This is a genomic window from Hyphomonas sp. CY54-11-8, from assembly GCF_000682735.1.
Classification (GTDB): Bacteria; Pseudomonadota; Alphaproteobacteria; order Caulobacterales; family Hyphomonadaceae; genus Hyphomonas.
The window spans coordinates 16,233-37,652 of the sequence record NZ_AWFD01000006.1 but is presented as its reverse complement, the minus strand read 5'-3'; the positions used below and the strand labels follow the sequence as shown (position 1 = coordinate 37,652).

General features: G+C 57.4%; 18 protein-coding genes. 5 read left to right on the top strand and 13 right to left on the bottom strand.

Annotated elements, in window-relative coordinates:
• Positions 1-180: 180 nt before the first annotated feature.
• The 12 genes from HY17_RS06545 to HY17_RS06500 all read right to left on the bottom strand — a co-directional run bounded on the left by HY17_RS06545 (position 181) and on the right by HY17_RS06500 (position 13,774).
• Positions 181-678, bottom strand: a complete 498-nt coding sequence (locus HY17_RS06545) for a S26 family signal peptidase (RefSeq protein ID WP_034764599.1) — start codon at positions 676-678, stop codon at positions 181-183.
• Positions 675-890, bottom strand: coding sequence for an AlpA family transcriptional regulator (locus HY17_RS06540; protein WP_034764596.1), 216 nt, complete (start codon positions 888-890; stop codon positions 675-677). Before HY17_RS06540 ends, HY17_RS06545 begins: the two co-directional genes overlap by 4 nt.
• A gap of 112 nt (positions 891-1,002) precedes the next feature.
• Entirely contained in the window at positions 1,003-1,812 is an 810-nt protein-coding gene (locus HY17_RS06535) for a DUF2285 domain-containing protein (RefSeq protein WP_034764593.1), read from the bottom strand.
• A gap of 178 nt (positions 1,813-1,990) precedes the next feature.
• Positions 1,991-2,314 carry a DUF736 domain-containing protein gene (locus HY17_RS06530; RefSeq protein WP_034764775.1) on the bottom strand — a complete coding sequence of 108 codons (324 nt, stop codon included), beginning with the start codon at positions 2,312-2,314 and terminating at the stop codon, positions 1,991-1,993.
• 444 nt (positions 2,315-2,758) lie between these two features.
• A complete protein-coding gene (locus HY17_RS06525) occupies positions 2,759-4,519 on the bottom strand; it encodes a ParB/RepB/Spo0J family partition protein (protein WP_051599773.1) in 1,761 nt (586 codons plus the stop codon).
• Between the two features lie 33 nt (positions 4,520-4,552).
• The gene (locus HY17_RS20190; protein ID WP_155843548.1) at positions 4,553-4,729 is read right to left on the bottom strand and encodes a hypothetical protein; all 177 of its coding nucleotides are present in this window, start codon (positions 4,727-4,729) and stop codon (positions 4,553-4,555) included.
• Positions 4,726-5,664 (bottom strand): ArdC family protein, encoded by a 939-nt coding sequence (locus HY17_RS06520; RefSeq protein WP_051599772.1) that lies wholly within the window; start codon positions 5,662-5,664, stop codon positions 4,726-4,728. The genes HY17_RS20190 and HY17_RS06520 overlap by 4 nt, the downstream gene beginning before the upstream one ends.
• Positions 5,665-5,993: 329 nt before the next feature.
• Entirely contained in the window at positions 5,994-6,482 is a 489-nt protein-coding gene (locus tag HY17_RS06515; protein WP_034764590.1) for an isochorismatase family protein, read from the bottom strand.
• Between the two features lie 332 nt (positions 6,483-6,814).
• A complete protein-coding gene (locus tag HY17_RS20185) occupies positions 6,815-9,094 on the bottom strand; it encodes a prolyl oligopeptidase family serine peptidase (RefSeq protein ID WP_155843546.1) in 2,280 nt (759 codons plus the stop codon).
• A gap of 122 nt (positions 9,095-9,216) precedes the next feature.
• Complete coding sequence (locus HY17_RS06510) at positions 9,217-11,937, bottom strand: TonB-dependent receptor (RefSeq protein ID WP_034764587.1); 2,721 nt, start codon at positions 11,935-11,937, stop codon at positions 9,217-9,219.
• A gap of 152 nt (positions 11,938-12,089) precedes the next feature.
• A complete protein-coding gene (locus HY17_RS06505; protein WP_155843544.1) occupies positions 12,090-13,154 on the bottom strand; it encodes a FecR domain-containing protein in 1,065 nt (354 codons plus the stop codon).
• Entirely contained in the window at positions 13,151-13,774 is a 624-nt protein-coding gene (locus HY17_RS06500; protein WP_155843542.1) for an RNA polymerase sigma factor, read from the bottom strand. The genes HY17_RS06505 and HY17_RS06500 overlap by 4 nt, the downstream gene beginning before the upstream one ends.
• A gap of 538 nt (positions 13,775-14,312) precedes the next feature.
• On the opposite strand from HY17_RS06500, the gene HY17_RS06495 reads away from it, so the two are divergent.
• The 5 genes from HY17_RS06495 to HY17_RS06475 all read left to right on the top strand — a co-directional run bounded on the left by HY17_RS06495 (position 14,313) and on the right by HY17_RS06475 (position 20,207).
• Entirely contained in the window at positions 14,313-14,564 is a 252-nt protein-coding gene (locus tag HY17_RS06495) for a helix-turn-helix domain-containing protein (RefSeq protein ID WP_034764580.1), read from the top strand.
• The gene (locus HY17_RS06490) at positions 14,564-15,874 is read left to right on the top strand and encodes a type II toxin-antitoxin system HipA family toxin (protein WP_034764578.1); all 1,311 of its coding nucleotides are present in this window, start codon (positions 14,564-14,566) and stop codon (positions 15,872-15,874) included. Before HY17_RS06495 ends, HY17_RS06490 begins: the two co-directional genes overlap by 1 nt.
• Before the next feature lie 13 nt (positions 15,875-15,887).
• Complete coding sequence (locus tag HY17_RS06485; RefSeq protein ID WP_034764576.1) at positions 15,888-17,711, top strand: ATP-dependent endonuclease; 1,824 nt, start codon at positions 15,888-15,890, stop codon at positions 17,709-17,711.
• Entirely contained in the window at positions 17,692-18,966 is a 1,275-nt protein-coding gene (locus HY17_RS19875; RefSeq protein WP_081813020.1) for a UvrD-helicase domain-containing protein, read from the top strand. Before HY17_RS06485 ends, HY17_RS19875 begins: the two co-directional genes overlap by 20 nt.
• 806 nt (positions 18,967-19,772) lie before the next feature.
• A complete protein-coding gene (locus tag HY17_RS06475; RefSeq protein ID WP_034764569.1) occupies positions 19,773-20,207 on the top strand; it encodes a hypothetical protein in 435 nt (144 codons plus the stop codon).
• Here the strand turns inward: HY17_RS06475 and HY17_RS06470 are convergent.
• Positions 20,204-21,415 (bottom strand): acetyl-CoA C-acetyltransferase, encoded by a 1,212-nt coding sequence (locus HY17_RS06470; protein WP_034764566.1) that lies wholly within the window; start codon positions 21,413-21,415, stop codon positions 20,204-20,206. The two genes, HY17_RS06475 and HY17_RS06470, sit on opposite strands and share 4 nt — an antisense overlap.
• Between the last annotated feature and the right edge of the window lie 5 nt (positions 21,416-21,420).

The following is a 21,420-nucleotide window of genomic DNA, read 5'->3' as shown; positions in this document are numbered from 1 at the left end:
AAAACAGGCCAGTGGCGATCAGGCGACGCCACAAGAATATCAGGCTGGCGCTGAAAAAGAGATGTGCAGACAAGGCGGTGGCGGCGGTGTGGCGCCGTTGCTTTAATCTTGCCCTCCGGGTCCGCTTTCCATCCGCTTGCATCGCTTTCTGTCCTTTTGGATCGCTCTCTATTCGGACAATCAGTTCCAGCGCAGAAGGAGACGGGCGCCGCCCGTCACATCCTTCAAGTCGGTCGCGCCGAAATAGCGGCCATCGAGCGAGCGCGGATGACCATTCAGCAGGAAGACCTGGCTCGTGGAGAGCACGACACATCCCTGCCAGCGAGGGAGTTCGCGGCCCGCGCCATCGCGTTCCAGCGCGGTCGCGGCAGGGGCGCCGTTGATGAAAACCTCCAAACCGGAGCGGCAGATTTCATCGCCCGCCATGGCGCGCACCTGCTTGATGACGGGCCAGTCGCGCGCGAGATAGCCGTGACTGGAAATCCATTTAGACGACGCGGCCTTGCCGGAGACGACGGCCCACCCGTTGAGGGTGAGCGGCCCGTCGCTCCGCCAATAGAGCCCCTGCGGCGCACTCTCCGTCCGGTTCCAGACCAGATAATGTGTGGGAGGACAGACGCTGACCGCCGCCAGCGCCGCAAGACATGCAGCGGCGGCGCCGAGCGCAAACTGTCTCATGGCGCGGCCCGTGTCGCGGTATCCTGATATTGCCGCGCCTCCGACCAGGCGTTCAGTTCCTCCTCGGTATAGAAGACGCGCCCGCCATGTTTGCGGTATTTCGGGCCGCCGCCGACCCAGCGGTAATGATCGAGCGTCGAGCGTTTGAGGCCGAGATATTCCGCCGCCTCAACGACACTGAGAAAGCGGCATTTGGGGGATTTGTCCGACATGGGATGTCCTTTCACGGGTGGATTGAACCTGCGAAAAGTTTGCCGGGATTGATGGCGTCACGGCAGGGACGATCTCGAAACCGCCGAAAACGTCCCTCGGCCCGGGGCGCGTTCAGAGCAGTTTTCTGTAGCCGCTTTTCATCAGGGCGAAGCCTTTTTCGACGAGCCGCTTGGTGCGTTTCTTGTAGGTTTCATCACCATTGTCCCAGTCGCTGTCGATGCGGTCCTTGCCGAAAATCACCTCGGCGATGCGGCGGCGCCTGACCCCGGCAAGCGCGCCGTCGAGGGCGATAATCGTATCGCGGAGCTTTTCCGGGGACAGGCCGCGCAGGCATTTATGGCGCGGGCCAAGGCCGTGGCAGACCCGCGCAAATTCCTCAACATGCTGAAGATTCTGGCCGACGAGCTGGCCCGCGCCGAGGCGCAGCGAGAAATAAACCGCCTGCGGAATCGGCAGCGCCTGCGCATCGAGCGCGAGTTGCGCGGCGTAGCCCGGCGCTTCGATGACGAGTTTTTCGCGGCGGCCCGGCGTTATCAGGAAATGTTTCTCGCCGGGAATGTCATCCCAGCGCAGCAGCGCGCCGCCCCGGCGCAGCCTCGCCTCGATCTCGCTGGCCGCGTCGAAACTCGCCGACATGACTTCTGGCAGCCAGAACGGCGTCGTGTCGAAAGCCGACAGCGACGGCGGCGGAATGAAGTGCAGGCCGAACTGTTCGGCGACATAGCAGCGCTGATTGAGCCGGAAGATCATCGAGCCGTCGGAGCGATGCCCGCGGAAAGCGCGCACCGCGCCCGCGCGGCGATAAGCGGCTTTCAGGTCCGGATTGCGCCGCACATATTCCCAGCTCCAGCCGGAATAAGGCAGCGTCAGCAGACGGTCATATCCGGACTGATCCGGTTCCCAATGCCTTTGTTGCGCCATGACGCCTCCACACAGGCGACAGAAGCGGATGGCGTGACAGGTCACGAAGCGCTTGCAAAAGCCCCCGATATGATCGGAATACTCTTTCAAGTTGCGTGCCAGTAACGCCGGTTTTGCGCAGAAAAACGCCCGGATCGGATGATCCGGGCGCCTCCTGAATGTCATCGATGCGGAAGCCCTAGTCGGCAGGGTTCCAGAGGATGACGTGGCGGCCGTCCTGGCCTTTCACCGGCGCAATCGTCGCATAGAGTTTGCGCGGACCGATCATCGGCGCCGACAGGGTGAGCGAGACATATTCGCGTCCGCTGGAAGCGGCGGTGCGGAGCCATCCGCCGCCAATATCGGCGCTCGGCTGTCCGGCATAGACCCGGTAGTCGGGCTGCTTCTCGGCGGTCTTCCGGTCATTTCTGACGATGCGGATGGGCGCGGTCAGGCTCATCATTGCGAGGGTGCCTTCGAAGCCGGTTTCGGTTTCGTTGATATATCCAAGTGCGTTTGCCATGGTTTTCATCTTTCCTTGCTTGTCACGAGACCCCCATGGCCTCGTCGACGCCGAACCGTCCGGGCGATGGGCGGGACCGGCGAACCCTTCGGGCCGGAACGCATGTGGAGGACCGCCGATGGCGGCAAATTTGCTGCGCGAGGAATTGCGCGCGCAGCGCGCAAGGGGACATTTGGCGGCGGCGCCGGTTTCGCACGGGCGCACCCCTCGCCCAGGTTCACAGGCATAGACGTCTGGCCATTGGGCGGTCTCATGGGCGTCAGGCAAGGGATGAAAACCGGCTTGGCGACGGCAGGACCGGATCAACGCCGAGCGTGACCGGCAGGCGGCGACCACGATTCCCCACTGATCCGTGTTGCGCCCGTCTGGAGGCCGAACAGACATGAGCCGTCCGAAAGCCCGAGGCTCCCGAACGGCTCGACCCGCCCCTGACAGGAGGCGCTATCAGGGGGCGGGATGGTCGCGGGCTGGCGCATCCTCAGCGGCGCAAGGCGTCTCGCCCGGCTCAAACAGCGCTGCGATCCGGGTCCATGCCTCGGCGGGCGGCGATGCGGCACCTGCAACAAGGGCGGTTGGCGGCGTCATCATCCAGCCCGGCCGCCAGTCGGGTTTGCCCTCACGGCCATTGCCGGTGAGGCCATCGCGGATGATCTGCTTCTGCGTTTTCGCGGTGTCGGTGAGCACCGCCTTCGCGGCGGAGGGGCTCGCAATGTCGGCGACCATGGCGTTGATCGCGCGCTTGTCGCGCAGGAGGTCGAAGAAGGCCTCGTCCGGTTTCCAGTAGGCGCCCATGTCGGTGGCGGTGACATGCGCGACCGCCTCGACGGCTGCCCCGCCCGCTTCCAGACACGCGGCCATGACAAAACTCAGGACACGCATGACTTCCGCGTCGCACATTTTCATGAGCGCGGCGAAGACTTCGCAGAGCCGGTAATCGTCGCTGGTCCGCGTGATGTGGAAGCGGACGCCATGTTCGGAGAACAGGGTTTCGATTTCCAGTCCCTCATTGCTCATGGCGATGGCGGCTGGCGCGGCGGAGACGCTTTCGGCGGTCGCCGCCTTCGGCGTCCGCATGTCATGCGGGCGCACATCCCAGAGGGCGGACCCGGCGATCATGTGCGCGACGGTCAGCCGGAGCGCGATGGCGGGATGCTGCAACAGGCTTGCACGCGCTGCGCCATGGCGGTGCAACGCGATATATTGCGCCATCGGCCCGGACATTTCCGGCTTTGCCGGTTCAGTTACATCACCCGTTTTCGTTCGGGCCTTCTCAGAGCGCCGATGCTCGGCGCTGGTGACATAGCCTTCATGGAAGGTCACCTCGCCGTCATGGCGGATACTGACAAAGACCTTGCCGCCTTTCGATTTCGGGCATCTGACATGATCCCATGAATGGAAGAAGGCGCCGCGCTCCATGACGGTCACGTCCTTCCATCCCTTCTCGCGATAGGCGTCGATGCGGCCTGCAATCGCCGCCGACTGATGTTCCCAGAACAGGTCCGGGTCTTCGAACCGGGCGTGTTCGCCGAACAGGTCTTCGATCACGCGGCCCGGATAATCGGCCAGATCGAACAGCGCCTTGTCGGTCGCAATCGCCGCGCCGCCGAACAGCCAGTCCTTCAGGCGCTTGCCCAAGGGCGCGTGCTGGTCCTCGGCATGGTAGAGGTCCAGCCATGCGCGCTGCTGGTCGTGGCTCGCCATGGTGAGCGCGCGGATGGTGGCGGGGTCGATGGCGTCATCCGCATAGAGCGCCCTTATCTCCGGCAACACATCGGCAAGAGCCAGAATGCGTTTCACCTTGAGCGGCGTGACGCCGAAATAGTCGGCAATCTCATCTACCGAGCGCTGGGTCTTGGCCAATCGTCCGAAGGCTTCATATTGCTGCATTTCGGTGGCGGGCAGATGGCCGGTATTCTCAATGATCGAGGCTTCCATAGCGGCGGCGTCATCGCCGGGGGCCATGATGGCGCACGGGCCTTTGACCGGCCTGCCGGTTTCCTTGGCCTTGCGGCGCAGGGCGAACAGCCGCCGCCGTCCGGCGACCACGCCCCATTTCTCGCCCTCGCGGCGCACGATCATGGTTTCGAGCACGCCGGATTTCAGGACGGACGGATAGATGTCGTCGATGTCCGGCGGCTTTCGCCCGTGACGCATATTGAGCTTTGAGACTTTCAGCTCATCGATAGGAATATTCCTGAGTTGCATGCTTGCCTCCTCTTGATGGCGGTGGGTGAAAATTCAGCGGACGGATATGCCTGCGCAAAGCAGCCGGTAGGCCTCGTTCGCGGCGCGCTCGGTCTCGAACATGTGGTAACAACCGCAAACCAGCAGCGCCCAAAGGCCGAGGTCACCGGCATCGAGCGTCGAGCGCGCGATGTCGTCTGCGCTGATGCGGAAGGGCGGCGGGACGCTCATGCCGCTTCCTCCACGGGCGCGGCGTTCACCTCGGGCGCATTGTCCGACGTCTGAAACGCCAGAATATAATCGGCGGCTTTCGATGCCTGGCTTGCGGCGCGGAAGATCGCGCGATTGTCTTCGCGCAGCACGTCCAGCCATGCGCCCAGATAGTCGGCATGCCGCACGGTCGGGATGATCGATTGGGCCGCGCACAGAAAGGCGCTGGTCATTTCCGCGACCAGTTCCTCGCGCGCGTAATCCTTCGTTCCCTTGCTGGTCGTGAGGTCGCGGTCGAGGCGAGAGCCGTGGCCGGTCCAGTGGCCAAGCTCGTGAAAGCAGGTGCGATAGTAATTGATCTGATCGAAGAAGGCCGGTTGCGGCGGCACCTGAATGAAATCCTGCGACGGGACATAGAACGCCTTGTCGCCGCCGATCCTGAAATCAGCGCCCGTCGCTTCGATCAGCGCCTCGGCGCGGGGTATGGCTTCGCACTCGGGCAGCGGCACGGCGCGCAGGAGGCCGTCCGGCAGGCCGTCGCACTGGTCGGCATTGAACACGGTATAGCGTTTCAGGAACGGCACCTGCCGCGCCGCCTCGCCCGTTTCCCGCGCGCGCTCGCGTTCGTCTTTCGGTGTGAAGCGGTCGGCATAGACGACCGTCGTGCCGCGCTCGCCCTTGCGGACGCATCCGCCAAGTGCCAGCGCCTGTTTGAAGGTCAGCCAGACTTGGCAGGACCGCGCCTCCTCAATCGCCGCGCCCCACAGGAGCAGGATGTTGATTCCGGAATAGGCCCGCCCCGTCGATCCGTTCTCCGGCAATCCCACCGCCGCAGAGGCTCCGCCCCAAGGCTGCGCCCAAGGCGCGCGCCCGGCCTCCAGTTCGGCAATGATCCTGTCGGTCACCTCTTGGTAGAGGTCGCTCCCCTTCTTCCGGTTTCCGTTGTGTCGCGCCATGTCTCGCCTCCTTCTCCGCCTCGCACCAATTTCCCCGGCAGGCGGGGGTGGGCGGCGGAAAGGAGGGGCAGGCCGAGGGTATCAGGCGGACGGGCAAGGGGCTCCAGGTAGAACGACAACGACACATAGACGACACACAAACACCAGCCCCTTGCGCGGCCGGCGCCCTCGGGCAGACACGCCGTCCGCCCACCCCCGACTGCAGGGGAAATCACTCAAAAAGCCGGCGCGGTCAGCGCCGCCGATATCAGGCCCGAAGGGCCGTCGCGCCAGGGATCAACACCCGAAGGGCCGGGCCAATGGCCCGGTTCATGCGAGCCCGGCCGGCGTCAGCCGGCGGCGCCCGAATTCAGCAAGGCTTCAAGCGGCGCACGCGCGGCCGGATCTTTCTCCTGAGACAGGAACTCCAGGATGATCTGCCTTGTGGTGACGATATGCCCGTTGCAGAACCGGATGCGTTCAAGAAACACATGCTCGCGCCCGGGATCTTCGGTCACGACCTGATCGGCGCAGACGTAGACGTCATAGCCTTCCAGCAGGGATGACAGGGCAACCTGAGTCACCGCGCCCTCCAGCCATCCCCCGCATAGGATCAGGGTGCGCCGGTTCTTCTCGGCGATCCGCGCACGCAATGAATCGTCGATGAGGAAGTCGCAGCTGTCGACCAGATCGATCACCGGCGCGCCGATGGCGGCAGCGACCGCTTCCAATTGCACGAGCTCCACCTCGCCTACTGACATCAATATGTTCGGGCACGTCGCTTCGCCAATTATGACCAAGGCGCAATAGCGAGCAACGAGGATGGGTTCGCCAGCCATCAACACGCTCCTAAAGACAGATTATCGAATCCGGCGCCTCTGAATTCTCCAAGCCACCTAATTCAACGACGCGCGTGCGCGAGAGTTATTCCAGAAATCTTTGGTTGCGGGCCGTCACTAACGGGTGCCTACTTTCTTTTTTTGCTCGAGCCAAAATGACCTGCGCCCCGAGCACCCTCGTTTAGTTAGAGAGTCCTGCTGCTCAATATTCTTTCGGTGGGTTGATGGGAAGCGCGTCGGGAGCGGAGCCGTCAGATCACTCGAGCGCAGGGCTCTCCTGACGCAGCACCGTACCGCGCGCCCGCCCATTCATTTCAGCTGCTAGAATTGGGCTATTGCTGGTTCATTGAACAGTATGGAGGCAGATGACTGGTTTTATTCGTACAGCGCTGCTGTAGCAGCTCGTTCCAACGATTGTACTGCTCTGCTTTTTCAGGGTCTGGATCTTCAACGCCCATGAGCCAAAATTTGAACCAGTCAACGCTAAGTGACTGCAGCCTAAATTGATGCTTAGGCTGCACCGGCTTGTGAGGCGTGTCCGGAAGCAAAAAGTACTCTGCTGGTTCAGCGTTTTCTCTCATAGCAACGTAAGGTTCCCACCAAAAAGGAAGATACCTAGCGTCTCCATAAGCAGTGATAAGCAGTGGCAGTTGGAAGAAAGGCACTCGCGCAACCGGATCACTCGCCTCCCATTCATTCCGTTGACTAGAGAAGGGCGAAACTCCGCCTGATACCTTTAGCGGTGTCTCGCGCCAAGAGGCCCACCAATTATGATAGAACAAGTAAGACCATTTGCCAAAAGAACTGGCGTCAGAAGCTACTGCTGCAGCAAATAATTTATCGTCGGAAGCCATTGCTTCCTGTATCCAGTAGCCCGAGCGGCTCCAAGCAGCGACACCTACACGGTTCTCATCAATGATACCATCCAAACTCAGTGCGGATATCGCGGAGCGATACCCCTCGGCTTGCACTTCAAACTCATCGTCTGACCGCGTAATGTCACTTCTTTGAAATCCCACTGTAAGTACAGCGAAACCTTCAGACGCCAGTGCTTGTGCAGAGAAGCCGGCAGAAGAGCCGCGAGTTCCAGTTATAACAAACTCTTCTGGGGAGAATGTATGCGTTTGGATTATGAGCGGGAGGCGCACGTTCTCTTCGCGTATTTTCGGTAGGATGAGCCCACCTGACCAATTCAAGCCATTTTTATCAGTCCATTCAAATCGGGTTGCCGGATTGAACCGATCTTTGATCTCTCTATTGATTTCACCAACAGGTATTGGGTTTAACTCACTCGGACCAGTTAGAAATAATTGAGCTGGTTTGCTTACGCTTTGATCGACGAATAGTTGAAATCTATTTACGCTGTCGTTGGATAGGGAACCTGACGCTTCAACCTCGACCCAACCTCTAGACGATTGTTCGTAGAAATGGCTAGTGTCACCACGGATTACCTCAAGTCGCCGTTGCCCGATGTCATAATCTGCCCTTAAGAAAGGCCCGAGTCTTCCAACTTCGGGCACCGGCGATTCATCTATAACAGCGGTAACGCTTTTGGAGCTCAAGGAGTACTCAAGAATGGCAGGGTTTTGCTCACCTTCTACTATAAGAGCTGCCGCAATGTCTCGCGACACAAATTGATCGATGAGGAAAACACGATCGCTATCCTCATCCCAGACCACCTGGCCACTCGCAGTTGGGTTCGACATCGGTGCGTCGCTCAATTCATAGACATCACCGGTTGGCAAATGAACTAGTCGAAGTTTAGCAAGCAACGGGCCTGCGGGATCTCCCGCGCGAACACTGTCGTCGAGCACCGGGAATTCGATCCATTCTTTTGGTACAATTGGTGGACTGGTGGCAACGATAGCGTAATTGCCACTAGGTGACACGGATACAAAAGGCGGAAAGTAACTAGTCGCGTTTGAGAGGCCAATAAGTTCTCTAGGTTTTCCGCCATCGGCAACGTAGTACTGAACTGGCTCCAGGTTACGAATACTGATTTCGGCGAGCTCACTTAGGGTCCGGTTTCCAACAACGTAACCTGTCTCTGAAGCGAACTCATCAACAAAATGGGCTGCTTCGGGAACACCAAAAACCACTGTTCCACTATCCGACACATCAAAATTCGATCCTACATCGAGATGATCGTTTCGCGCATGGCTTCTTATTGCTCCGCTCAAATCGGACGTTAGAATATGCACCTCTCCGTCGATTTGCGTACCTATGAGGCCGATGCGCTCCTCTGACAACCAACGGAACGCGTAAATCGGGGGTCGGTTTGTTTGCGAACTAAAAGTAGCAAGCTCCTTGTGTACGAGCCTTCCGTTCTCAAACCTTACCAGATGCAACGTTCCAAGAGTAGAATTCGACGCAAGATCTGCGCTCCGTGTAAAGAATATTGCGCTTTCTCCACTTGGCGAATACTCGGCGATGCTTAAATAATCATTTTGAATGTCTGTATTTAAAACAACAGCGCCATCTGCAGATACATACCATTCCGCTTCCACCGCATTCTCTACACTAATGCCATCCGCAACTGCACTACTCTGGGCAGCGACATGGAAACAAGAAAACAAAATAAACAATAGCTTAGTCGAAATGGGCTTAAACATATCCTACAAACTCTCGGTATTTTGCAAGCACAGAGCGCCCACAAAGGCTTCGGCACGCTATTCCGTTTAGGGCGTGCCAACGTGTGCGACATTGAAGCCGTCCAACTAAACCACGATTCAAACTAGAACTTCTTTGATATTTCAAACGCTACGAAACGCCCAAGAGGTGAGGCGTTCGTTGGGTCGTACCCATCGACGTCTAAAACCGTATTTACTGGCGCGCTGGGCGGGTCTTCGTCGAACAAGTTAGTGACGGATAACCGCAAAGTCATGCCACTAAGAAGAGAATCTCTGCTTGTGAAAGGCACGGAATAAACGGCCGACGCATCTACAGTGATCCAGTCAGACAAACGTGGTGCGTTGGGCGTATTATCAATCGGATAATCATTCACGTAATTCACGAATAGGTTAAGTCCGAGGTTATTCGAACGATATCCCAAATTTGTTCGTAGACTCATCTCTGCTGGGTTAAATAACGTATTTACTTGTTCGACCAAGGGCGAGGTCTCTGCAGCCTGTTGCTTGAATTCTGCAAGGTATGTGCCGTTTAGGCCTGCAGTAATCTCGTCAGCGCCGATCTGATAAGAATATAGCAAATCGAAGTCTAACCCACTCACTTTTGTTCTACTCAAGTTTCTGACAATGGTAGCATTGTTGATAGCTATCGCGTCTAGCGGGTCTAGGCCGAAGGGGTTCCCAAAGTTATCGAGGCTGTCGATCAAGGTAGTTATATCTTGATCTGATGGATTAAAAATTACAGTTCCTGATGGGAACGCATCCGGATCCAAAAAAGCAATATTTACAGCTGCAAAATTTATCTGCGATCCAGGAATTGGTGTTGTGCCAAGTCGATTTTCGAAATCAATGTCAAAAAAACTGGCTGACGCTTCGAATCCATGATTGCCCCAGCTGTCGTTATAGTCGAAACCAAATGTAAAAGCCTCGGATTCTTCTGCATCAAGATTTTCCGCAGTACCGCTTCGGGTAATCACTGGAACGTCATCTAGAGACGGATCTGGTGACGTTAGACCAAAGATTTGATTGATTAAGGACGTAGGGAGCAAGGAAGCCGAACGGTCTATAGCCCCCACCCGTCCCAAAACAGGCGCTTTGAAGGAGGTGCTGTAAGAGCCGCGGAGTTTTAATGATTCAACCGGAGAGTATAGCAGCCCTATCTTTGGGTTCACAGTTGAACCAAAATCGCTATATTCTTCAAATCGACCTGAAATGTTCAATTCCAACCGGTGTACAAGCGGAATGTCGTTGTCTTTAGCAATGAGTGGAACGAACGCCTCACCGAACACGGCAAAAATTTCACGGGAGCCATCGCGATCAGTTCTCGTATCGCCAGTAGCGCCAAATGTTACTGTTTGATCGAGCTCCTCCTCTCTGTAGTTTGCTCCGACCGCCATCTGCACCTCACCGGATGGCAGGGTTACTATTGGTCCTGAAAAAACAACGTCACCGGACCAAATTGTTGAATTGGTTTGGCGGAGATCTTCGGTAAAAAGGGATGACTGATTGGAGGTATCAATGGTACTAAAGGTTCCCGAGAAGTCTAAGTACCAATCTCTGCTTAATTCCCAATTAAGACCAGCTGAAAGATTGAAGCTCTCCGACTCGGTGTCTTGGCGAAAGGTGTTTCCTGAAATATCGGACCGAATTTGTCGAGCTTCCCTTCTCGATGCCGTCATATCTGCGGATAATTCGAGCCTAGGGGCGATTTGCTGAGAGATAGACCCGAGCAAACTATTTCGCTCCTGGCTGGGCAGAAGAAAGCCCGGAATAAACGTCTTAGACGCGAAGTCACGATCTTCGATATTCAGCTCGTCTTGAGAAAAGTATTCATAGACAATAAGCCCATTTCCGTTTTGCCAATTTGTTCCTGCCGTCAAGCTTGCGCGGTATTGTGATGGTGTCGCCTCCTCGGTTCCTACTCCGTACCGAAACGCAGCTTCGATCCCATCAAAATCGTCGCGAAGAACGAAGTTTACAACACCGGCCACAGCATCGCTCCCATAAATTGAAGACGCGCCGTCAGTAAGTGTCTCCACCCTTTCGATGGCGGACGCTGGGATCATGGAGATGTCGGTGAAGTCTCCAATTACTGACGCAGGTGCCACTCGACGTCCGTTGAGCAAGACCAAGGTGGAACCCGAACCAAGCCCACGCAGATTGACGCTTGAGCCAAATGAACCAAATCCGCCGGTGTTTGAACCAGCGCCACTGTCATTTGGCAAACCACCAGGTATGTTTGCGTTAGAACCACCTGAAAAGTTGAAGGGAAGCGTTTGGATGAATTCTTGTGCTGTTGCTGCGCCGGTCGCGTCAATGTCTTCTTTTGTAAACGTTCTAACAGGCGAGCTATCAGGTGCTAATCCTCGAATATTCGTGCCTGTGACAACAATTACGTCTTGTCGCGCCTCATCGTCATCGTTATCGCGTCGATCTATTTCCCGAGCATTTTCTTCCTGATCCAGCTGAGCCAGGCGAAAGGGCTCGGGGGCCGGCTCCGTCGCTTCCACTGAAGCGAGCGTGATTGTGAAGGCGCCCGTCGGCAGTTCGTTTGATTTCAGACCGGACCCTGTGAGGATTTTTTCAAGGGCCTCCTCAGGCTCCATGGCGCCGCGAACCTCCGGGGCGCTCTTGCCTTGAACGAGATCGCGCGGCGCGGCGACGGTTAAGCCGGACTGCTCATTGAACTCAAGCAGCGCCTTGGCCAGCGGCTGCGCTTCGATGTCGAATTGCTTTTCTTCTGCCCAGGCATTCGCCGATGCCAGTGACAAAGCGATCAAGGATGCTGCACCCGATAGCGTAAGTCTGGTTGTTTTTGATCTGGTCATGAGTTCGCCCTCCCGACGATGTTGCCGTAATCCCTCGCGGCCAGGAGCGATACGAACACCCCGCACTTCCGGCCTCATGACAACGACGAGGACCCTCCATCACCGTTCCAAAAAAGTTTCACGAATACTTCATCATGGCGAAACAATTGCCGCTAGCGCTTTCTGCGGACGGTGATTTCGCCGGATGCAGGCTTGTCGATGGTGACGGGATAAATGGCTTCCATGACATCAAAGACCTGGTCGATCTCAGCGGTCTGAAACGCCATGGTCGCGCGCATATCGCCGACATCGGACGATGCTATCCGTATAGGGCGGTCATAATAGCGGTTCAGATCGGAGACGATTTCCGCAAGGCTTGCATCTTCATAGGCAAGCCGCCCCTTGCGCCAGGCACCTGGCTCGATCTGCTCGACTTGCTTCGCCTGCGGCAATGCCACGCGGCGCGCGGCGCTGACACGATCGCCTGCGGTCAATACCTGCTTGTCGATGCCGCTGGTGTCATCCGAGACAATAGCCTCTTCAATATCGCCGGGCTTCATCACCTCGACGACGCCTTCAAGCACGGAAACATGGACGATGTCCGCGCTACGCTTCACGTCGAATTTTGTGCCGACAACCCGAACCAACGTGTCCTGGGCAGCGACGAAAAACGGGCGATCCGGATCTTTCGTGACTTCGAAGAAGGCCTCGCCATCCAGAAGCGTGACCTGACGGCGGGTGGCGGTGAACTCCGTCTCGATGCGCGATTTGGCGCCCAGCGTGACGACTGTGCCATCTTCAAGCGTCAGCTCTCGGATTTCAGCGACCTGAGTCTGGAATTCAGGCGCGGCGACTACGGTAGGCGTACTGACAGGCGTTTGAATATTGGAGACGACGACCAGACCGATCGCTGCAACGGCCGCCAAAGCGGCGCCGCCCACAAAGGCCGGCTTGCGCAGCCATTCGGGGAACAATGCAGCCCACACTGACTTTCTGCGACCTAGAGCCTCGTCGACGTCGACGCCCGCTTCGCTGGAGACATAATCAAGATCGCGGTAGACCTGCTCGAATTCGCGGTAAGCGATCTTGTGTGCGCGGTCGCCATGGAGCCAGGCTTCAAAGCGCTCACGGGTTTCACTGTCGGCGTCGCCGGAGTGCATGGTGGTGAACCATTCCGCCGCCTCTGCTTCCAGCTCTTCTTCGGATTTGACCCGTTCGCTCATATTCCTGTCTGTCACGTCTGATCCGGCTCATTGCCGGTTTGTTCGTCTGCCGAACGCCTGATTCGCTCTGCCCGCTTGATGGCGATGACGAGCGCGGAGATCCCGGCATTCATGTTCCGGCTGATGTCGCCAGCCGACCAGCCCGTCTCCTCGCGGATTTCACGATAGCTTTTGCCCTCCAGCCTGCTCATGGTGAGAATGAGCTGTTGTTTTTGCGGCAGGCTGCGCATCGCCTCCACGAGCGTTTCGAAACGTTGTCTTGAGTCTACGACGCGCTCAGGCGTTATTCCTTCCAACTTCAATTCGAAATCGAGGGCGATCTGTTCGGCGATGTAGGCGTTGGCCACCTTGGCCGACCGCTTATGGTCGAGCACCACATTGCGCGCCGCGATATAGAGAAAGGCGCGGGGGTCCCTCACCTCTTCGGGATTTTCGAGGCTGGCGAACTTCGCAAAGGCTGTCTGGACGGCGTCTTCGGGCTCTGGCGGCCCGGAGCCGAATGACTTGCGGATATTGGCGCAGAGCTCGTCGAAATGACTGCGATAAAGATCGTCCATGCGGGCGTCGGCCTGGCCTGCATGGCTGGCGGGGGTCGCCGTTTTCCGGCCCCGGCCGATGATCCTTCCGCGTCTCACTCTATCGCCATCATCTCCCTGTCAAAAATTCAGGGTAGGATGCAATCCCTTTGACCGACAAGGGAATTAGCGAGCCAAACACCAGGCTTCTTCCAGAAATGGGGCTTTCCGGACACAAAGCGTGCGCGCGCAGACACAGCTTCAGAGAATGTTGCCTCGCAGCTAAAAAAAGCTGGAACGAAACCGCTCTTCGCCCGTCTACGCGCCGAATGCACGCGCGCGCCCCGTATTCACCTCGCCTGATTTGGAAAGCCTATGAGAGACGCGAATCGTCGAAGCCAGGGAGTTGAAATTGAGATCATCGCCTTGGGCAAAAGTGAAGGAACCAAAATTTCACCAGCGGCGAACAGCGCACACTTCTGAAGAGTAGCGGGCGCCGGGAAATGCACCTCGCCTTGCCCCCCCCCCCCAGAGGCAGGCATTTCCAGATAACATTCCTATACGCCGCAGGCGATAAAATCGAATTATACGGCACAGCGTATATTGACAAATTATGCGCCACGGCGTATATGAGCTTCGACCCAACAGGAACAGGCCCATGTCAGACCTTGTCAGATCACCAAAACAGCTCGGCGTCGCCTTGCGGCGCGTTCGCCGTGCAAAAGCCCTGACACAGGCTGATCTCGCCAGCCGGGCCGGCATGAGGCAGGGAACCGTTTCACAGATCGAGAATGGACTGGAAACCGTCAAGCTCGCCACGGTCATGGACCTCTTGCGGGCACTGGATCTCGAAATCGTTGTCCAGCCGCGCACGAAAGGCTCTCATAGCGACATCGAGGACCTGTTCTGATGGCGCGGTCGCGGCGTAGCGCAACACTCATCGTTGCCCTCAACGGGCGCCTCGTCGGTATGCTTGACCGGGCTGCGAACGGCGCGATTTCCTTTGCCTATGCAAAGGAGTGGCTTGCAGATACGGGACGGGCAATTCCCGTCTCGCTTTCGCTTCCTTTGCGGGAAGAGCGTTATACCGGGGCCGAAGTTTCAGCCTTCTTCGACAATCTTCTCCCGGACAATGATCAGATCAGACGTAAGGTGGCAGAAAGGGTCGGCGCAGACGGCACAGATGCTTTCAGCCTCCTCGACCAGATCGGCCGCGACTGCGTTGGCGCTCTGCAATTCGTATCAGAGGGCGATGAGATCACACCGCCCGGCCCGCCGGAGTATCTGCAACTGAGCGATGCAGACATCGCCGAAATCATTCGCAATCTCGCCACAGCGCCGCTCGGTGTGAGGCCGACCGGCGAACGGGAACTGCGCATCTCCATCGCGGGCGCCCAGGAAAAGACCGCCCTCCTCTGGCAAGAGGGCTGGTGCCTTCCAAAAGGCACAACGCCCACGACCCATATTCTGAAGCCAGAACTCGGCAAGCTTCCGAACGGACTGGACATGACGTTCAGTGTCGAGAACGAACATTTTTGTCTGACCCTGTGCCGGGAACTCGGACTCGACGTCGCGCAGAGCCAGATCGTGGATGCCGATGGCATTCGCATCCTCGCCGTAGAGCGTTTTGACCGCTTAAGAGCCGGCGATGGCCGATTGCTCCGTATACCGCAGGAAGATTTCTGTCAGGCGCTCTCGGTGCCGCCGACCCGCAAATACAATAATGAAGGTGGACCAGGCATTCGCGAGTGCCTCGGCCTGCTCGCCGGCAGCGACTATGCTGAAGAAGACAGGCTCGCATTTCTAAAGGCCCAGATCGTGTTCTGGCTTATCGGCGCAACCGATGGCCACGCCAAGAATTTCAGCCTCTTTCTGACACCCGGCGGGCGTTACAGGATGACGCCGCTCTACGATATCGTGTCCCTCCAGCCGAACTATGAAGCGAAGGAACTCAGGCGGAAGGAATTCCGTCTCGCCATGGCCGTAGGAGACAACAGATATTATCCTGTCGAAAGCGTTCTGCCCTACCACTTCCTGGAGGATTCAAAGGCGGCCGGGATGGCGCAGGATCAGGTCAAAGACCTCTTTGCGGACCTCAGCAAGACGGCTGAAAGCGCCCTCGAACGGGCCGTCGCCATCATGCCGGAGGATTTCCCGCAGCACCTGGCTGAACAAATCGGCGACGCCTTGTGCAAGCGTTCCGCCAAGTTGTTGAATTGAGAGAATGTAGGCTATGCGCATTCACGCCATCGAAATTGAAGGGTTCAGAGGAATACGCCGAGGCAAAGTCACTCTGGGTGACTTCACGGTTTTAATTGGCCCCAACAATTCCGGCAAAACGACAGTAATCGAAGCGCTGGCACTCCTCTTTGGACGTGATCGCCTCGTCCGATCCCTGACGGAACATGATTTTCATGGCTCAAATCCAAAGGCACCGGACCGGATCAAGCTTGTTGCGACGATCTCAGGATTTTCTCCCAATGATCCTGAGCGCCATCCTGATTGGTTTCGGCATGGCCGCGCCGTGCCCAAGTGGCTGAACCCGGCAGACTCGAAAATATACGCGCAGCAGCAGGGAGAAGGCGATCTTCTGGTTTGTCAGGTCGCATTCGAAGCCCGATTCGACCATGCGAGCCTGGACGTCGAAAGTATACGCTACTTCGTGGATGATGAGGCCGCAACAGACCCGTTTGCTGATGATGCCAGCGTAACTCAAATCCCGCTCAGCCTCGTCAAAGACCTCGGCTTCTTTCTGGTTCCTGCAAGCCGAACATGGGATCGGATGATCTCCTTCGGTTCCGAACTCTTCAGGCGCGCGGTAACTTACGTAGGCGGAAAACCGGCCGAAGCCGTCCTGGAAGAACGCGATCGCCTTCGAAATCCAGCATCCCCGCTCGAAGACGATGAAAAGATGAAAGCCCTCGTTGAGGCCGTAAATAAAGACATCCTCAGCCTGTTTGGCCGAAAGACAGAACTCAAGCTTCGTTTGACGGCAACAGATAGCGATAGCGTTCTCGAATCTGTGATTCCTCATTTCGCTGAAGGTGAGCAAATCCCTCTACCATCCCGCCGCCATGGCAGCGGATTGATATCGCTCCAGACGTTGATCTTACTGATGCGCTTTGGGGCTCTTCGGACAGCCAATGACGAAAACTTCCTGATGTGTATTGAAGAACCTGAGCTTCACATCCCGCCGCCTCAGCAGCGTCGCCTGCTACATCTCATGCAAAAGCATGCCTCACAGACCATCGTCACAACCCATTCACCCACAGTCGCCGCCGTTCCAAGCCCGCATCAACTTGTGCTTCTGGTCAACAACAGCGGAGAACTAACTGCACGCCCGTTATTACCAGGCCCGATGCCTCTGAACGCAACAAGTCCTCAAAGGGGACTCTTCCTCTCGGATAGAGATGCCACCGTCACAGCAATCATGAATCCAGCAGTGCTTATCCCAGAGGGCAAAACGGATGCCGCCTGGCTTCGGCTTTTTGGGAGGATCGCAGACATTTCCGCCGCCAATAATGGTCCGGCCAGTTTCACGCACGAGATTGGTGTTATTCCAACGAAAGATGCTCGCATTGCTGACGTCTTTGATGACCTGCAAAGTGTCCATCCGATGCTGACATGCCTTGTCGACGGCGACACGCAGGGCAAGACCTATGCGACGTCGCTTTCAAATAAGCGAGAACCGCCAACTAGAGTTATTTCGTGGCCTGATGAATGGACCATGGAACACGTCGTGGGCTGGATTGTCGCTGCCGATGAAACAGTCCTGCAGGATCCAGAACTCCAGCCTTTTGGCGTGCCACAAAGCGCCGGAGAATTGGCAGCATTCCTATCTCAGCAAGCGAATAAAGGTGATGAAGTGCTACATGGGATCATCGCGGACGCCATTTCCCAGAAGCCGCGATGCTGCACGCGCGTCACTCACGTGCTTACAGTCTTGGCATCGATTGCGATGGGAAGACCCGTGGCGCCAGAGATTGCCGTTCCCTCGACACGACCGAACGGACACACAACAATCTGGACATTTAACGATGACGTTCCGGGGGTTTGAAGGCCCTGCGGGCACAGGAAAAACATACCGGCTCATAGAAGAGGCCGGCGAGCATCTCAATCGGCATCCGCTCGGATCACACCAACGCGTACTTGCACTTACCTTTATGCATGGATCACGAAAGCGCCTCGACAGCCGCTTTCGTGATACCGCTCAACTGCGTGGCAGAGTGCAATGCATGACCATCGACAGCTTCGCTCATTCAATTTTTCAACGATGGCGTTCCATGGCAAGCACCAAACAATTGCAGGCAGAAGACTTTGACCAAACTTGCAACGCTTGCGGACAACTTCTGGAACAGCCACTGATTGCCAAATGGGTCGCGCAGAGCTTTCCCGTAATTGTGGTCGATGAAGCTCAGGAACTGAAACCTGAGCGCCTGCGAATATTGAAGGCTTTGACACCGCATGTGACGCTCTTTGTGGCTGCTGACGAGTTTCAGTGCCTTGATGAGCGGCTCGACACAGCTCCATTTCTCGAATGGTTTCGGGCTGGCAATATCGAGGAATTGACGTTTGTTCGACGCACTGGCCAAAGAGGATTGCTGGAGGCTGGTGTCGCGCTTCGCTCTCTGCAAAACCCCGCACCCGGGACGGGGCTTCGTATTGAATATAAATTCAAGAACGTCATGCCGTTTGCCGTTGTAGCTTCGCTGTCTCGATCGCGCGGCACTCGAGCCCTTATTTATGCGCCGTCAGGCCGTTCCTGGGCGGATGAAATCATAGCGAGAGCCGCACAAGGCATGCAATCTCAGGGGTACGGGACTATTAGACCTTTACGGCTCGTTCACGAAGATTCTCATCGCGAAGAAAAGGCGAAGATCTTGGAAGCTGTCGAGGGACGGGAACTCCTTGAACATACAGAATTCCTGGACCTGCTTTCGTCAATTGACGAAGAGCCCTGCTGGATGACGTCAGTAATTTCGGCCATCCGTCGGTCAGCCCAAACCCAGGGAAAGTCACAATGGACGGCATCGGAAGCAACGGATCTGATCGAACGGAAGGCTGCGCATCACCGTGCCTACGGTTTCAGTCGCATGAATGGTATTCCTGTGATGTCAATTCATCAGGCAAAGAACCGACAATTCGATCACGTTGTTTTACTCTGGCCACCCGGTGTTTCCGGAAGTGATGAGCAAAAAGCTCGACTGCTCTACAATGGCATCACACGTGCTGCGCATAGCTGCTCTGTTTTTGTCCGAACTCAGCCATTGCTTAGTCAACCGCCTTTTTTATTCGGGCATGCACCGACATAGTCACAAGTGGCTGCTGATCGCTTTCTACCTATCCTGGCGACTGAAAATAGCTGGTGCGGACGGCGGGACTCGAACCCGCACGGGGATACCCCCGACAGATTTTCTTACCGACTACGGTTTTCACCGCCGGCGCGTCGTGCGCCGTTTGTGGTCTGGACTATCCCTTCATCCTAGTCGCGAAGCGACCTTAGATGCTGCCCGTCTAGTCTCTACACCTTCCGGCCGTTCGACCGGCTTGGCTCGGGATTGGCATCGGCCGCAGGCGACCATTAGCTTTCCCCGAATTTGAGCAGTTCTACTCCCGGCGTTTCCACCGGGGCACTCAATGACATGGCTTAAGTCTGTTGTGTCTACCGATTCCACCACGTCCGCATTTGCACGCTCTTCTATTTCTGTTGACCCCCATTTGACACCCAGGGTCAATCATCAGGGACTATTTGGGCGCCGACTTATTCTCCTATTACGCTGCTTTCATTCAATTTTTTAACACCGCACCCATGACCAAAAAAGGACTTGCCGACAGATTTTAAGTCCCCTGTGTCTACCATTCCACCAAGCGCGCGAACCCTTGTGGTTGCCTTTCTGGCATACACGCCCGATCCGCGACAACACCATGTGTCATCATGAACTTTGAGCATGTCTCAGAATGACAAAGCCCGGATAATCCCCGAAAAATTCAGCTTCCACAGGTCAATCCGGCCGCTTCATCGCACCGTCAAGGAATCCTTCCCGCCGGGGTAGACTTGGCGGACCTTGCCGGGCGATGCTGCGCGAAGAACGCCGCACCCTGCCGTCCGGAGGAGACGATGCTCAAAGCCCTGCCCTTCCTGTGGTTCCTGCTCGCAGCATTGGGCGCAGCCGCACAGCTGTTCGTGGCACGCATGGCGGGCGGAGACGCCATGGGCACAATGCTGATCAGCGCGGCGTCCACCGTCCTCATCACAACCGTCAGCACGATCGGCATGGCGCTGGTCTACCTGCTGATCCTGCGCACGCGGCCTTCGCTGTCCGTGGCGATTATCGGCTACAGCCATTTCTTCCTGGCAAGCGCCGCCTATGTCGGCCAGACGGTCGGCACGCTGGAGCGCAACCGGTACCTGTCCGGCACGGGAGACATGACGGCCGCCGGCTTTGCTTACACCGCCAGCGGCCTTGCCAGCCTGCTGGCCGGCATTGTCTTCATCCTGGCGCTGATCGTGGCGCTGAACACGCGCCACGAACGCCTTGAGGATATTTTCTAGACGACGCGCTCGAAGACAGCAGCCAGTCCCTGCCCGCCGCCGATACACATGGTCTCGACACCATAGCGGGCTTCGCGGCGGTCCATCTCACGCAGCAACGTGGTCAGGATGCGCACGCCCGTACAGCCAACCGGGTGGCCCAGCGAGATACCGGAGCCGTTGACGTTCAGGCGGGTCATGTCGTCGTCACTGAAGTTCAGCGCCTTGGTGCAGGCGAGCACCTGCGATGCGAAGGCTTCATTCAGTTCGAACAGGTCGATGTCCTTCAGTTCCAGCCCGGCGCGCGCCATGGCTTTCTCCGAAGACGGAACCGGGCCAATGCCCATGACTTCCGGACCGACACCGGCTACCTGCCAGGACAGCATCCGGCCGAGCGGCTTCAGGCCATACTTGTCGGCCGCTTCGCGCGTGCAGACGATACAGGCCGCCGCGCCATCGTTCTGGCCGGAAGCGTTACCTGCCGTGACCGTAGCGTCCGGATCTGCCTTGCCGCGAATGGCGCGGAGAGAGGAAAGTTTTTCCAGCGTGGAATCGGCGCGGATATGCTCGTCCTTGTCCACCACCGTATCGGACTTGCGACCTTTCACCGTGAACGGAATGATCTCGTCATCGAACTTTCCAGCGGCCTGAGCGGCGGCGGCTTTCTGGTGCGAGTTGTAGGCGAACTCGTCCTGTGCTTCGCGGGTGATCTGGTAGTCACGGCGCAGGTTCTCTGCCGTCTCGATCATGCCGCCCGGCACCGGGTGGTACTTGCCGCCCGCAGTGTAACGCCCGCGGGAAAGGCCGTCATGCAGCATCAGGCCGTCGCCCTTGATGTCCCAGCGCATATCAATGGAGAAGAAGGGCGCATTCGACATGCTCTCTGCCCCGCCCGCGATGACGAGGTCGTTTGCGCCGGACCCGACCTGCATGATCGCATTGATCACCGCCTGCAGGCCTGATCCGCAGCGACGGTCGATCTGGTAGCCGCCAGTCGTCGTGGTGAGACCAGCGTCCAGCGCCACCATGCGCCCGAAGGCCGGGGCCTCCATGGTCGGGTAGCATTGCGCAAAAATGCAGTCTTCGACCGCCTCTGCCGGCAGGCCGGTGCGCTTCATCAGCTCGCTGATGACATGGCTCGCCATCTCATGGGCATGCACGGTCTTGAAGCTGCCGCCAAAGCCGCCGACCGCGGTACGTACGGGCTCACAGATTACAACGTCTCTCATCGGAA